Source organism: Rhodococcus oryzae (assembly GCF_005049235.1).
Lineage (GTDB): Bacteria > Actinomycetota > Actinomycetes > Mycobacteriales > Mycobacteriaceae > Rhodococcus_G > Rhodococcus_G oryzae.
The window spans coordinates 531,312-544,123 of sequence record NZ_SUMD01000001.1; the positions used below are offsets into that span (position 1 = coordinate 531,312).

Genomic DNA, 12,812 nt, shown 5'->3' on the forward strand with positions numbered 1-12,812 from the left:
AACTCCCCTACTCGTCCTCCTCGAGCCTGCGTCGCAGCAGCTCCGCCACCCGGCGCGGCGCGGTGCCGCGCGGGAACACCGCCACCACCATCTCGCCGTCCCCGTCGGTCGCCGAGGCATCGTGTCGGCCGACCCCGCGGCGGATATCGGCCAACGCCGCACGCAGGTCCTCGGAGGTGGTCCGGGCGCCGTCGCGCACCATCCGGCGCAGCAGGTAGTTGTGGGTGGCGGTCACCGAGGCGGAGAACTGCACCATCGACAGGTCCGGCTCGCCGGGCAGCGCGCGGCGCAGGTAGTCGACGAACAATCGCTCGTACCGGAATCCGGTGACGATCTCCCGGTCGCGTAGCGCGGGCACCTCGTGCACCACCGCGTAGCGCCGGGTCGCCATGTCGTTCCACTGCGAGAACCGTTCGAAAACGATCATCGCGGCGTCGCAGACCGCGTCCCACGGGTCGTCATGATCGGCGGCGAGATGCTCCTGCGCCTGGGCGAGCAGGATCTCGTGGTCGGCGAACACCACGTCTTCCTTGGAGCGGAACTGCCGGAAGAAGGTGCGACGCGAGATGCCTGCCGCCTCGGCTATCTCGTCGACGCTGGTCGCCTCGTAGCCCTTCTCGGAGAAGAGCCGCAACGCCTCCGACACCACGTGGAGACGGAAGCGGTCAGTGTCGTCGGGCATGAGCACAGCGTAGGCGGCTGCGCCGCCCGTGCGCGGTTGACGAGTCCCTGCACCCGTCAACCGCGCACGGGCCGCGGAGCGGCCTAGGGGGCCACCGAACCCCAGTCCGCGAAGCCGGTCGGATCGTGCCTGCCCATGCTCGCGTGCTCGAACATGCCAGCACCGGGAACACCGTTGCAGGTGACGCTGGCCGGATACTCGTTGACGCCGTACGGAATTCGCGCCGCGATCGCGGGGTCGGTGAGGTCGTACACCGACCGGGAGCTCCAGTTGCGGCCGCGCCATTGCCCGTGTGTCCACTCCGGGTCACCGCCGTATCCCGCACCGACATGCAGCGCGAGACCGTCGCGCGGGGTCACCTCGACGGTCAGCGGGCTGCCGTCGGAGGCGGTCAGGTGCAGCGTCGCCGCGAACGGCCTGCGGGTACCGGGGTGATACTTGATGTCGTAGCGCGGCCAGCCGAGCTGCTCGATCCGGCCGTCGTTCCAGACCCGGGTCGCATCGTTCAGCGTCCGGTAGCCGTCGGGGTTCTCCTGCAGGATCACGATGATCGAGAACTCGTCGAACCGCAGCGGCACGTACATCCACCAGAAGCCCTCGGACGGCTCGTCGGCGAGCCTGCCGGCCGGGTCCCCGTCGCCGACCGGACGGATGCCCCAGGACCGATCCCGGCTGCCGATCCACCGATCCGGGCTCACCACGACGTCCTCGCCGTCGACCGACAGCACACCGGTCCACGTGCCGGTCTGTGCGAAACGGCTCGCGTCCAGGGTCGGCCGGAACTTGCTCATCAACAGGTGCGGCTGCTCCGAGATCGCGGGGCCGGAACCCTCCCACGTGAGGTCGAACCCGAGTCCGCCCTCGCCGTCGCCCTCGCAGACCATCCGCAGCCTGCGCAGCGGCTCGAGCACCTCGATTCGATACCCGCCGACGGCGAGATCCAACGACCGCTCCTCGAGCGCGTCGGAGAACTTGACCGCCCACTGCCTCTCACCCTTGCGGATGGTGGCGAACGCGTCGGTGACACCGAGGTTCGGGTACGCACCGAAGCCGCTCACCAGGAACAGCTCGCCCTTGGTGTCGATCGCGTTGAAATAGGACCGGTCGTAGAAGTTCTTGTCACTGGAGGCGACCCGGGCCATCGAGAGCGGCGTCTGATGGATCGGGTATTCGTCAAGCGGCGCAGGCATGAGGACACTCCCTGAGGGATTCGTTACAGCGTCAAACGTAATCCGGACGACGCCATTTAACCCCGGGAGATCCGCTCCGGTCAGCCGATTGGCAGAACCAGCGTCAGTCGAGCAGCTTCGCGCGCAGCGCCGCGTCCTTCTCCAGCACCATCGCCTCGAGTCCGGCCTGGAACGTCTCCATCGCCGCACGCAGCGCGGGGTCCGAGGCGCCGAGGATCCGCGCCGCCAACAACCCGGCGTTGCGCGCGCCACCGATCGACACCGTCGCGACCGGCACGCCCGCGGGCATCTGCACGATCGACAGCAGCGAGTCCATGCCGTCGAGGTACTTGAGCGGCACGGGCACGCCGATCACCGGGAGCGGCGTCGCCGAGGCGACCATGCCCGGCAGGTGCGCCGCCCCACCCGCGCCCGCGATGATCACCTTGATGCCGCGATCGGCGGCGTCACGGGCGTAGTCGAGCATCCGCTGCGGCGTCCGGTGCGCCGAGACGACACCGACCTCGAACCGGATCCCGAACTCGGCGAGTGCCTCGGCGGCCGCCTCCATCGTCGGCCAGTCCGAGTCGCTGCCCATGATCAGGCCGACAACGGGCCCATTCGAATCACTCACCGTGCACATCCCATCCGTCGGTCCATTCCCCGTGCGAGAGCCAGTGTGCCGCCCGCTCGGCGCGCTCACGTACCGCCGCGACGTACGCCTCGTCAGCGATCGAGCCCTGCGCGCCGCCGACAACGTTGACGTGCCCGATCTTGCGGGCCGGCCGCTCGCCCTTGTCGTAGAGGTGCACCTTCGCGTCCGGCATCCGGGCGAACAGGTGGTGCAGGCGCTCGTCCATGCTCATCTCCGGGGCCGACTCCGCGCCCAGCACGTTCGCCATCACGGTGACCGGCGCGATCGGCGCCGTGTCGCCGAGCGGGTAGTCGAGCACCGCCCGCAGGTGCTGCTCGAACTGCGACGTCCGCGCACCGTCCTGGGTCCAGTGCCCGGAATTGTGCGGCCGCATCGCCAGCTCGTTCACCACCAGCCGTCCGTCGGTGGTCTCGAACAGCTCCACCGCCATCGACCCGACGACGCCCAGCTCGGACGAGATGCGCAGCGCCATCTGCTCGGCCTCCATGGCGAGCGAGTCGGACAGCTCGGGCGCGGGGGCGATCACCACCGCACACTGCCCGTCGCGCTGCACCGTCTCCACGACCGGCCAGGTCGCGCCCTGCCCGAACGACGATCGCGCGACCATCGCGGACAGCTCACGCCGCATCGACACCTTCTGCTCGACCATCAGGGCCACGCCCTTGTCGAGCTGCTCGGTGACGATGGCCTCGGCCTCGTCCGAATCGGCTGGCATCCACACACCGCGCCCGTCGTAGCCGCCCCGAACCGCCTTGATCACGATCTGCCAGTTGTGCTCGTCCCCGAAGCGCACGACGTCGCCAGCCCAGGTGATCTCCGCGAACGCGGGCACGGGCGCGCCCAGCTCCGCGAGCTTGCGCCGCATGGCGAGCTTGTCCTGCGCGTAGATCAACGCCTGCGGCGGCGGCTGGACGTTCACGCCCTCCGCGACGAGGATTTCGAGGTGCTCGGTCGGGACGTGCTCGTGGTCGAAGGTCAGGGCGCTGGCCCCGACCGCGACCTCCCGGAGCGCGTCGAGGTCGGTGTGGCTGCCGATCACGACATCCGCACACACCTTGGCCGCCGGCTCGTCGGGGCCGCCGGAGAGCACCCGGAGGCACTGACCGAGTTCGATGGCGGCCTGATGGGTCATCCGGGCCAACTGCCCGCCGCCGATCATCGCGACCACCGGCAATCCGGCATTCGGGCCGCGGGGGGTGCTTGGGCGGTGCTGGGATCCGGAATCGACGCTCACGGCAGTCAATGGTGTCATGACGGCCTCCGAACCCACGATCGGAGTGTCAGTTCGTCGGATCGGCGTCCTCTTTCGTACACTCAGTCGTTGTGTCTTTAGTCGATCAGGCGGTCAGCCGCGTACCCCAGCCCTTCCGGGACGTGGTCCTTCGCCATCACGAGCTGATCAAGTTCGCGATAGTCGGCGGCACGACCATGGTCTTCGACCTCGCGATCTTCTACTCGCTGAGCCTGACCATCCTCGAGCAGAAGCCCGTCGTCGCCAAGATCATCTCCGGCGTGATGGCCACGATCTTGAGCTACATCCTCAATCGGGAGTGGTCCTTCAAGAACCGCGGCGGCCGCGAGCGCCACCACGAGGCATTGCTGTTCTTCACCATCAGCGGCATCGGCGTCGTCATCGCCGCGGCCCCGCTTTTCATCGCCAACAACGTCTTCGACTTCCGGTCAACGGCGAGCCTGACCACGCTGGTGATCGTCGACTTCATCCTCAACTACGTCATCGGCAACGTGCTGCAGATGGTCTTCCGATTCTGGGCGCTGCGCCGATTCGCGTTCCCCGAGGAGAACGCCAGGGGTGCGGCGGCCGGGTCCACCGGCTTCGACCCGACGCCCGAGGAACTCGCCGAGGAAGAGCTCGGGCACAGCTAGCCCGCTAACGCGGCTCCACATCGGGCGCCATCGGCAGGAACGCCGCGAACAGCGCGGGTCGCCTGCGCTGGAGATCGAGCCGGCCGCCGTCCGCCTCGACCAGGGCCCTGGCCAACGCCAGCCCGACGCCCGTCGAGCCGCCGCCGGAGAAACCGCGGTCGAAGATGTGCGGGGCCAGTTCGTCGCTGACACCCTCGCCCTCGTCGCCGACCTCAACGCAGACCATCGCCTCGTGCTCCGCCGTCCCCGGCACCGACCGGACGGCCACGGTGCAGGTGCCACCACCGTGCATGAGCGCGTTGTCGACCAGCACGGACACGGACTCACGCAGTCGTGAGGACCTCGCCGTCGACATCACCGCGGCCTCGCCCCGCAGCACCAGGTCCCGTCCCGCGTCCCGATAGGGCCGCTGCCAGTCGGAAACGACCCCGGCGAGCTCCCGGACCACCGCGACCGGTTCCGGGAGCTCGCCTGCCATCCGGGACGAGCGCACCAGTTCGTCGATCGCCTCCGTCAGCCGGTCCACCTGTCCCAACGCCTCGGTCGCCTCGTCGACCACCGCGGGATCCGGGTGCACCGACAACTCGTCGAGCCGCAGCCGCACCGCGGTGAGCCGGCTGCGGAGCTGATGGGAGACGTCGCCGACGAGCGCCCGTTCGCGCTGCAATCGCCCGGCGATCTCGACGGTGACCGCGTCGAGCACGTCGGACACCCGATCCAGTTCGGCGATCCCGTGCCTGCGCGGGTCCTTGCGGAAGTCGCCCTCCGCCAGCCGGGCGGCGCGGCCCGCGACGTCCCGCAGCGGATCCGCGAGCCGCCTGGCGGTCACCGTCGCCACCGCCGCGCCCGCGCCGAGTGAGGCCAACACCACCAAGGCGACCGCCCCGACCGCCTGCTGTTGGAGCGATCTCATCGAATCCGACGGCGCCTCCAGCCGCAACGAACCAGAGCGGCCCATGGAGAGCGATTCGCTCAGGGGCTGCTCGACCGCGGGCTCGCCGATGTCGACCTGCACCTCGTGATCGCCCGGGGTCGGATAGATCACCGTGAGTTTGGCGCCTGCCGGGACCACCAGCCGCAGCGGCGCCGTGTCGAGACCGTCCACGATCACGCCCTGCTCGCCCTCCTGCGAGACGATCTCCGCCGCCATCCGGTCCAGCCTGGCCTGCAGATCGCTCCGGGTGAGGTCCTCGACCCACAACCAGGCGGTGTACATCAGCGGCAGCCCCAGCAGGAGCGCGATGAGGATGACGACGGCCAGGATGGAGAGCAGGATTCGGCGGCGCACGTCTGCGCCCGGCTACGTGTTCAGCCGGAAGCCGACGCCCCGCACGGTCGCGATGCGCCGCTCGGCGACCGGACCCTCGTCGCCGATCTTCCGGCGCAGCCACGACATGTGCATGTCGAGGGTCTTGGAGCCGCGCAGGTCCGCGTCACCCCACACCTCCTGCAGGATGACATCGCGCGAGACCACCTCGCCCGCCCGGTCGAGCAGGACCTTGAGCAGCTCGTATTCCTTGTTCGCGAGGATGACCTCGGAGCCGCCGACCAGCACGCGCCTGGCGGCCGGTTCGAGCCTGATGTCCCCCACCGCGATGGCGGTGTCCTCGGAGCCGCCGCGGCGGCGCATCAGCGCGCGGACCCGCGCCATCAGCTCGGCCAGCCGGAACGGCTTGCCCACGTAGTCGTCGGCTCCCGCGTCGAGGCCAACCACGAAGTCCACCTCGTCGGTGCGCGCCGTCAGCATCAGTACCGCGAGATCGGAGCCGCCCGCGCGCAGTTGCCTGCACACCTCCAGCCCGTCCATGCCGGGCAGGCCGAGGTCGAGAACCAGCAGATCGAACGACCCGCTCAGCGCGAGCTCGAGGGTCCCGGGACCGGTCGGTTCGACGGTGACCGTGTAGCCCTCACGGCCAAGGGCACGGGAGAGCGGGGCGGCAATGGCCTCATCGTCTTCGGCAAGCAGTACGGCTGTCACGACCCCAGCCTACGGAGCGGCCCCACCGTACTCCGTCGGCGGACCGGAATCGAGATTCATCGCGTCGAACACCTGGTGATAGAGAAGCGAATGCACCCGCTGCACATCGGGGATGTCGTCGAACTCCAGCGGATCGTCGGCCGCCGACGCGATCACCAAGGTGCCGGTCCGCAGCATCCGGTCGATCAGTCCGTGCCTGAACTGCACGTTGCTGATCCGCCCCATCGGGATGTCGATCCCCGTGTGGGTGATCACGCCGTGCCTGATCAGCACCCGCCGGTCCGTGACGATGAAGTGGGTGAACTTCCACCTCAACAGCGGTCCGACACAACGCCACCCGACGATCCCGACCCAGGCCACCGCAACCACGACCAGCGCGACGGAGCGGGCGGTCCCGTCGAGCCGGTCCTGGGCGAGTCCGAGCGCGAACCCGGCGAACGCCGTCGCCACGATGAACGTCAACGCGGGCAACACCAGCATCTTCCAATGCGGGTGTCGGTGCAGCAGCAGCTCCTCGTCCGTGGCGAGGGCGTCCTCCGGATATCCCATCAGGAAAGCGTATCGACTACTTCGCGTCCTCGACCGCACCCACGACTTCGGATTCGACGGCATCCTCGACGGCGGATTCGGCCTCCGCCTGCAGCTCCGCCGTCTTCTGTGCGGCCTCGGCCTCGGCCGTCGCCAGCTCCTCCGCGGTCGGCGGGGAGCCCGTGATCAGGGCGTTGGCCCACCGGGTCGACGGATCGATGTCGAGCAGGAGCGCCTTGGCCAGCAGCGTCATCGGAATGGCGAGCAGCGCGCCGAGTGGCCCGATCACCCACCCCCAGAACACCAATGCCAAGAACGTGAGCGTCACCGACAACCCGACGGCCTCGCCGACGAACTTGGGCTGGATCACCGACTGGATGATGACGTTGATGACGCTGTAGACGACGATCACCCACAGCATCAGCGTCGGACCGCCCTCCAGCAGTGCGATCAGCGCGGGCGGGATCACTCCGATGACGAACCCGATGTTCGGAATGTAGTTGGTGATGAAGGAGAGCAGTCCCCACAGGATCGGCAGCGGAATTCCCATGGCCCAGAGCGCGCCTGCGTCGATCACGGCGACGATGAGGCCGAACACCGTCGACACGATCAGGTAGCTGCGGGTACCGCTGGCGAAGGAGGAGAACGCGTAGGCGATGTCCGCGCGGGAGTAGGCCACCGCGCGCATCCGCTCGCCGAACGAACTCGCGTCCATCGCCATGAAGATCAGCAGGGCCAGGATGAAGAAGAGATTCGAGAAGACACCCAGCAGCCCGAGCAACACGTCGTCGACCAGACCGATGATCTTGCCGAGATCGATGCTCGAGAGCGCCTTCTCCACCTGATCGGAACCGATGTTCATCTGGGCGAACTGATCCTGCACGTTGGCGATCAGCTCGTCTGCCTTGTCGGTGTACTGCGGCAACAGCGTGGCCAGCTGGGCGATCGAGACGACGAGCGCCGCGACCAGACCGAGCAGGATCAGGTAGACGGCCGTCAGCGTCGAGATCACCGCGACCCATTTGGGCGCGCCCTTGCGCTGCAGCCAGTCGCCCAGCGGCTGCACACCCACCACCAACATCAGTGCCAGGAACACCGGCCCGATGATCCCGGCGAAGGCTTTGGTGCCTGCGATCGCGACCACGGCGCCTGCGAGGCCGAGCAGCACGATCAGCCCGCGCGGCAAGGTCGAGGGGGGCACCGGGGAGGTCGGGGCGGACACGGGGGCGGTCGCGGTCGCGACCGATCGACTCATTTCCACACCGCGGCTCGATCGGCGACGCCGGGCAGCAGGCCGAGGATCGGCAGGCCGATGGCGAGGTGAACCAGACTCGTGGCGATCCGGTCAGCCATCACCGCGTCGTAGGCGAAGGGCACGACAACCATGGCAAGAGTGACCAGGCCGATGATCCAGCCGAAGAACGAGTCGCCACCCGGAGTGGTCAGCAGCAGCACGTAGAGCAGCCCGGCGGCGATGAGCGCCCCGATGAACCCGAGGATGGCGAACCGGACCGCGACGGTGGTCTCGGGCAACCAGTTCGGCGAGAGCGGCATCAGGTCGAAGACCCGGAGAATCACCGTGGCCACCAGCGCGCTGAGCGCGGTGACCAGCGCGGCCGCGGCTGCACCCGCCCAGTACTTGCCCCCGGCGATGCCGCGCGTTGGCGTCCCTGGGGTGCCGGACATGCCCGGCCCTCCCGGATAGCTCGTCATTGCTGTCCCTCCTCGATCTCACAGTCGTTCGCAGTGAGGGTCGCACCGACCGCGCCGTACACGCTTCACCCACGACGGATGAGGCACAAGTGTCTAACGGGACTCACACTGCTTGTCGAAGCACCACTCCCATTTCTGAGAGAGGAACAGCTATGACGGCAAACCGCGCGGACAACAGCGTCAAGCAGGGATTCGCGGCCGGAGGCTCGATCGCGGCAGCGGTCCTGCTGCTGACCGTGGGCATCCTCCAGGTCTTCCAGGGAATCTCCGCGCTCGCCAAGGACAGCGTCCTGATCGTCGGGCCGGAATACTCCTACGCGCTCAACACCACGGGCTGGGGCTGGATTCACCTCATCGTGGGAATCCTCATCGCGCTGACCGGCTTCGGCCTGCTCACCGGTGCGACCTGGGCGCGGATCGCGGGTATCTTCCTGGCCGCCCTCTCGATCATCGCCAACTTCATGTGGCTGCCCTACTACCCGTGGTGGTCGATCCTGATCATCGCCCTCGACGTGGTCGTCATCTGGGCCATCGCGACATGGGACAACGACTAGCCACGACGCTGTGCTGACGAGGGTGCGGGCCATCGGCCCGCACCCTCGTCTCGTCATTCCTGCGGGCGCAGGTGCGTGATGTCGCCCGCCGAGACCGCGACCGCTTCCCTGCCACCGTCCGGGCTTATCACGATCCGGCCCTGTGCATCGATCCCGCTCGCGGTGCCCAGCAGTTCGCCGCCGCCCGGCAGTTCCGCGCGGACGCGCTGCCCGATCGTGGCGCACCGATCCCGGTACGACTCGGCGAGCGCCTTTGTGTCCCAACCATTCCGGTGCCACTTCGTCCACTCCGACGCCAGCGCGCGGAGCAGTGCGCGCACCACGGTGTCCCGATCGGTTGTGGCGGCACCCGCGAGCGCGAGCGAGGTGGCGGTCGGCACCGGCAGCTCCGACTCCGTGAGGCTGACGTTCAACCCGATCCCGAGCACGACCGACGGGATCGGTGCGGTCGCGGCGACCTCGGCAAGGATGCCCGCCACCTTCTTGCCACCGATCAGGACGTCGTTCGGCCACTTGAGCACGGCGTCCACCTCGGCCACCGATCGCATGGCATCGACCACCGCGACGCCTGCGAGCAGCGGGAGCCACCCCAGATCGGCGGGATCGATCCCCGGCATCCGGAGCAACACCGAGACGGAGACGGCCGACCTCGGCGGTGCCACCCAGGAGCGGGCGTGCCTGCCCCGGCCGTGGTCCTGGAACTCCGAGATCAGCACCGCGCGGTCGAGGGCGGAGTCCGCCGCCCTTGCCAACAGGTCGGCGTTCGTCGAACCGGTCTCGGCGACGACGTCGAGACTCGAGTAGAAGGCATCGGGGTCGCCGCCGGCCGTCCCGCGCACCAGCGCTCTGCGCAGTGCGTCGGCGACGAGCGGGGGCCGATTCAGATCGGTGTACATGCCGATCAGACTATGGGCTCCGGCCACTGCGGCGGGGATCACAATTTCGTACTGGCCAGTAGCTTGGGTTCAATGATTGAACGCAACCTGACCTCGGTCAACGGGCACCGAGACCGGCTGGATAAGCTCTGTCCTCATGACCAGTGTCCAGGAGCCCACTGCGCCAGAGGCGACAAACACCCCTGATATCCACACGACGGCTGGAAAGCTCGCCGACCTGCGCAGACGCCAGGAAGAGGCGAAGTACCCCAGCGGCGAGGCCGCCGTCGAGCGGGTGCACGCGAAGGGCAAGCTGACCGCCCGTGAGCGCATCACCGCGCTGCTCGACGAGGGCTCCTTCGTAGAGCTCGACGCTCTCGCCCGGCACCGGAGCGTGAACTTCGGTCTCGCCGACAACCGCCCGTTCGGCGACGGCGTGGTGACCGGCTACGGCACCATCGATGGCCGCGACGTGTGCGTCTTCTCCCAGGACGCCACAGTGTTCGGCGGCAGCCTCGGCGAGATCTACGGCGAGAAGATCGTCAAGGTCATGGACCTGGCACTCAAGACCGGCCGCCCGCTCGTCGGCATCAACGAGGGCGCGGGCGCCCGCATCCAGGAGGGCGTGGTCTCGCTCGGCCTCTACGGCGAGATCTTCCACCGCAACGTGCAGGCCTCCGGCGTCATCCCGCAGATCTCGCTGATCATGGGCCCGGCCGCTGGTGGCCACGTCTACTCCCCCGCGCTGACCGACTTCGTCGTGATGGTCGACCAGACCAGCCAGATGTTCGTCACCGGCCCCGACGTGATCAAGACCGTCACCGGCGAGGACGTCACCATGGAGGACCTGGGCGGCGCCCACACCCACATGGTCAAGTCCGGTGTGGCCCACTACGTCGCCTCCGGCGAGCAGGATGCCCTCGACTACGTCAAGGACCTGCTCAGCTACCTGCCGAGCAACAACCAGGCCGCCGCGCCGCGACTGGCCCCGTCCGACCCGATCGTCGGCTCCATCGAGGACTCGCTGACCTCCGAGGACATCGAGCTCGACACCCTGATCCCGGACTCGCCGAACCAGCCGTACGACATGCACGAGGTCATCCGGCGCATCCTCGACGACGACGAGTTCCTCGAGGTCCAAGCCGAGCGTGCCGCGAACATCATCTGTGGCTTCGGTCGCGTCGACGGCCGCAGCGTCGGCATCGTCGCGAACCAGCCCACCCAGTTCGCCGGCTGCCTCGACATCAACGCCTCCGAGAAGGCCGCTCGCTTCGTGCGCACCTGCGACGCCTTCAACGTCCCGATCATCACCCTGGTCGACGTGCCCGGCTTCCTGCCCGGCACCGAGCAGGAGTACAACGGCATCATCCGCCGCGGCGCCAAGCTGCTCTACGCGTACGGCGAGGCCACGGTCGGAAAGATCACCGTCATCACCCGCAAGGCGTACGGCGGCGCGTACGACGTCATGGGCTCCAAGCACATGGGCGCCGACCTGAACCTGGCCTGGCCGAGCGCACAGATCGCGGTCATGGGCGCCTCCGGCGCCGTCGGCTTCGTCTACCGCAAGCAGCTCAAGGAGGCCGAGGCCTCGGGCGCCGACGTCGACGCGCTGCGCCTCAAGCTGCAGAACGAGTACGAGGACACTCTGGTGAACCCGTATGTCGCGGCCGAGCGCGGTTACATCGACGCGGTCATCCCGCCGTCGCACACCCGCGGTCAGATCGTGGCGGCCCTTCGCCTGCTCGAACGCAAGCAGGTTTCCCTTCCGCCCAAGAAGCATGGGAACATCCCGCTATGACAGCGACGAGGGAAACGACACTCGAAGACGTCGAGGTGCTCTCCGCAGCCGCGGAGGCCATCGACTCCGCTACGGTCGACATCGTGACTGCCGACAGCAAGGGCTCTCAATTGCCGGTCATCACGGTGGTCAAGGGCGCACCGACCGACATCGAGGTGGCGGCACTGGTGACCGTCTTCGCCGCCGCTGCAGGCGCCGAGGAGGCACCGGCCGACACCCGTCCGGCCGAGCGGTGGGGCGACCCCGCCGGCATGCACCGGGGCGCTGCCCCCCTGTCCCCGTACGCGTACTCGAACCGTCGGTGACCACGCTCGTTCTGGCCTCGGCCTCGCCGGCACGGTTGACCGTGCTGCGCAAGGCCGGGGTCGAGCCATTTGTACTGGTCTCCGGAGTCGACGAGGACGCGGTGCAGGAAGCACTCGGCCCCTCGGCCGCGCCCTCGCGGGTGGTCACCGAGCTCGCGCGGGCGAAGGCAACCGCCGTGCTCCCCGAGCTACCCGCCGAGGTCGCCACCGACGTGGTGGTGATCGGCTGCGATTCGATGCTGCTGATCGACGGCACCCTGCAGGGCAAGCCGCACACCGCCGACGTGGCCCGGGCCCGCTGGCGTTCGATGATGGGTCGCAGCGGCACCCTGCTCACCGGGCACTGCGTGCTGCGGGTGCGCGACGGGGTGACCGTCGGTGAGGCCAGCGCGGACAGCGCGACGATCGTGCATTTCGGGACCCCGTCCGGCGACGATCTCGAGGCCTACCTCGAGTCCGGCGAGCCCATGCAGGTCGCTGGCGCGTTCACGCTCGATGGGCTCGGAGGGTGGTTCATCGACCGGATCGAGGGCGACCCCTCCAGCGTGATCGGCATCGGCCTGCCGTTGGTCCGCCGACTGCTCGGCGAGGTCGGCGTCGGCATCTCCGAGCTCTGGGCCGCGACCCCAGCCACCTGAACTCGAAGCCCGCCTACTGAAGTCATCGCCCAC

General features: G+C 68.5%; 15 protein-coding genes. 5 read left to right on the forward strand and 10 right to left on the reverse strand.

The window, feature by feature from the left end:
• Nucleotides 1-7: 7 nt before the first annotated feature.
• The 4 genes from FCG67_RS02485 to FCG67_RS02500 all read right to left on the reverse strand — a co-directional run bounded on the left by FCG67_RS02485 (nt 8) and on the right by FCG67_RS02500 (nt 3,758).
• Nucleotides 8-682 carry a TetR family transcriptional regulator gene (locus FCG67_RS02485; protein ID WP_136906778.1) on the reverse strand — a complete coding sequence of 225 codons (675 nt, stop codon included), beginning with the start codon at nt 680-682 and terminating at the stop codon, nt 8-10.
• A gap of 83 nt (nt 683-765) precedes the next feature.
• A complete protein-coding gene (locus tag FCG67_RS02490; RefSeq protein WP_136906780.1) occupies nt 766-1,872 on the reverse strand; it encodes an Rv3169 family protein in 1,107 nt (368 codons plus the stop codon).
• Between the two features lie 103 nt (nt 1,873-1,975).
• Complete coding sequence (purE, locus tag FCG67_RS02495) at nt 1,976-2,449, reverse strand: 5-(carboxyamino)imidazole ribonucleotide mutase (protein ID WP_246044794.1); 474 nt, start codon at nt 2,447-2,449, stop codon at nt 1,976-1,978.
• 28 nt (nt 2,450-2,477) lie between these two features.
• On the reverse strand, nt 2,478-3,758 hold the full coding sequence (locus FCG67_RS02500) for a 5-(carboxyamino)imidazole ribonucleotide synthase (protein WP_136906784.1): 1,281 nt from the start codon (nt 3,756-3,758) through the stop codon (nt 2,478-2,480).
• A gap of 71 nt (nt 3,759-3,829) precedes the next feature.
• On the opposite strand from FCG67_RS02500, the gene FCG67_RS02505 reads away from it, so the two are divergent.
• Entirely contained in the window at nt 3,830-4,390 is a 561-nt protein-coding gene (locus FCG67_RS02505; protein ID WP_136906786.1) for a GtrA family protein, read from the forward strand.
• 4 nt (nt 4,391-4,394) lie between these two features.
• On the opposite strand, the gene FCG67_RS02510 is transcribed toward FCG67_RS02505, so the two are convergent.
• The 5 genes from FCG67_RS02510 to FCG67_RS02530 are packed head-to-tail and all read right to left on the reverse strand — an operon-like array spanning nt 4,395 to nt 8,609.
• Nucleotides 4,395-5,678, reverse strand: coding sequence for a sensor histidine kinase (locus FCG67_RS02510; RefSeq protein ID WP_136906788.1), 1,284 nt, complete (start codon nt 5,676-5,678; stop codon nt 4,395-4,397).
• 12 nt (nt 5,679-5,690) lie between these two features.
• Nucleotides 5,691-6,368: a response regulator transcription factor gene (locus FCG67_RS02515; RefSeq protein WP_097210521.1), complete on the reverse strand. Its 678-nt coding sequence runs from the start codon at nt 6,366-6,368 to the stop codon at nt 5,691-5,693.
• Between the two features lie 9 nt (nt 6,369-6,377).
• Nucleotides 6,378-6,917, reverse strand: coding sequence for a PH domain-containing protein (locus tag FCG67_RS02520; RefSeq protein WP_136906790.1), 540 nt, complete (start codon nt 6,915-6,917; stop codon nt 6,378-6,380).
• A gap of 16 nt (nt 6,918-6,933) precedes the next feature.
• Complete coding sequence (locus FCG67_RS02525) at nt 6,934-8,151, reverse strand: AI-2E family transporter (protein ID WP_136906792.1); 1,218 nt, start codon at nt 8,149-8,151, stop codon at nt 6,934-6,936.
• A complete protein-coding gene (locus FCG67_RS02530) occupies nt 8,148-8,609 on the reverse strand; it encodes a DUF6069 family protein (protein WP_136906794.1) in 462 nt (153 codons plus the stop codon). The genes FCG67_RS02525 and FCG67_RS02530 overlap by 4 nt, the downstream gene beginning before the upstream one ends.
• Nucleotides 8,610-8,761: 152 nt before the next feature.
• On the opposite strand from FCG67_RS02530, the gene FCG67_RS02535 reads away from it, so the two are divergent.
• Nucleotides 8,762-9,163 (forward strand): DUF7144 family membrane protein, encoded by a 402-nt coding sequence (locus FCG67_RS02535; protein ID WP_097210518.1) that lies wholly within the window; start codon nt 8,762-8,764, stop codon nt 9,161-9,163.
• A 53-nt stretch (nt 9,164-9,216) separates the two neighbouring features.
• Here FCG67_RS02535 and FCG67_RS02540 read toward each other — a convergent pair whose 3' ends face one another.
• Nucleotides 9,217-10,059 (reverse strand): biotin--[acetyl-CoA-carboxylase] ligase, encoded by an 843-nt coding sequence (locus tag FCG67_RS02540; RefSeq protein ID WP_136906796.1) that lies wholly within the window; start codon nt 10,057-10,059, stop codon nt 9,217-9,219.
• Between the two features lie 136 nt (nt 10,060-10,195).
• On the opposite strand from FCG67_RS02540, the gene FCG67_RS02545 reads away from it, so the two are divergent.
• The 3 genes from FCG67_RS02545 to FCG67_RS02555 are packed head-to-tail and all read left to right on the forward strand — an operon-like array spanning nt 10,196 to nt 12,779.
• Nucleotides 10,196-11,836: an acyl-CoA carboxylase subunit beta gene (locus tag FCG67_RS02545; protein ID WP_097210516.1), complete on the forward strand. Its 1,641-nt coding sequence runs from the start codon at nt 10,196-10,198 to the stop codon at nt 11,834-11,836.
• The gene (locus FCG67_RS02550; protein WP_136906798.1) at nt 11,833-12,141 is read left to right on the forward strand and encodes an acyl-CoA carboxylase subunit epsilon; all 309 of its coding nucleotides are present in this window, start codon (nt 11,833-11,835) and stop codon (nt 12,139-12,141) included. The genes FCG67_RS02545 and FCG67_RS02550 overlap by 4 nt, the downstream gene beginning before the upstream one ends.
• Complete coding sequence (locus FCG67_RS02555; RefSeq protein WP_136906800.1) at nt 12,138-12,779, forward strand: Maf family protein; 642 nt, start codon at nt 12,138-12,140, stop codon at nt 12,777-12,779. Before FCG67_RS02550 ends, FCG67_RS02555 begins: the two co-directional genes overlap by 4 nt.
• Nucleotides 12,780-12,812: the final 33 nt, after the last annotated feature.

Coding starts and splice junctions, on each gene's coding strand:
- FCG67_RS02485 (WP_136906778.1), bottom strand. CDS start 682: ATGCCCGACGACACTGACCGCTTCCGTCTCCACGTGGTGTCGGAGGCG.
- FCG67_RS02490 (WP_136906780.1), bottom strand. CDS start 1,872: ATGCCTGCGCCGCTTGACGAATACCCGATCCATCAGACGCCGCTCTCG.
- FCG67_RS02500 (WP_136906784.1), bottom strand. CDS start 3,758: ATGACACCATTGACTGCCGTGAGCGTCGATTCCGGATCCCAGCACCGC.
- purE (WP_246044794.1), bottom strand. CDS start 2,449: ATGGGCAGCGACTCGGACTGGCCGACGATGGAGGCGGCCGCCGAGGCA.
- FCG67_RS02520 (WP_136906790.1), bottom strand. CDS start 6,917: ATGGGATATCCGGAGGACGCCCTCGCCACGGACGAGGAGCTGCTGCTG.
- FCG67_RS02525 (WP_136906792.1), bottom strand. CDS start 8,151: ATGAGTCGATCGGTCGCGACCGCGACCGCCCCCGTGTCCGCCCCGACC.
- FCG67_RS02540 (WP_136906796.1), bottom strand. CDS start 10,059: ATGTACACCGATCTGAATCGGCCCCCGCTCGTCGCCGACGCACTGCGC.
- FCG67_RS02545 (WP_097210516.1), top strand. CDS start 10,196: ATGACCAGTGTCCAGGAGCCCACTGCGCCAGAGGCGACAAACACCCCT.
- FCG67_RS02530 (WP_136906794.1), bottom strand. CDS start 8,609: ATGACGAGCTATCCGGGAGGGCCGGGCATGTCCGGCACCCCAGGGACG.
- FCG67_RS02535 (WP_097210518.1), top strand. CDS start 8,762: ATGACGGCAAACCGCGCGGACAACAGCGTCAAGCAGGGATTCGCGGCC.
- FCG67_RS02550 (WP_136906798.1), top strand. CDS start 11,833: ATGACAGCGACGAGGGAAACGACACTCGAAGACGTCGAGGTGCTCTCC.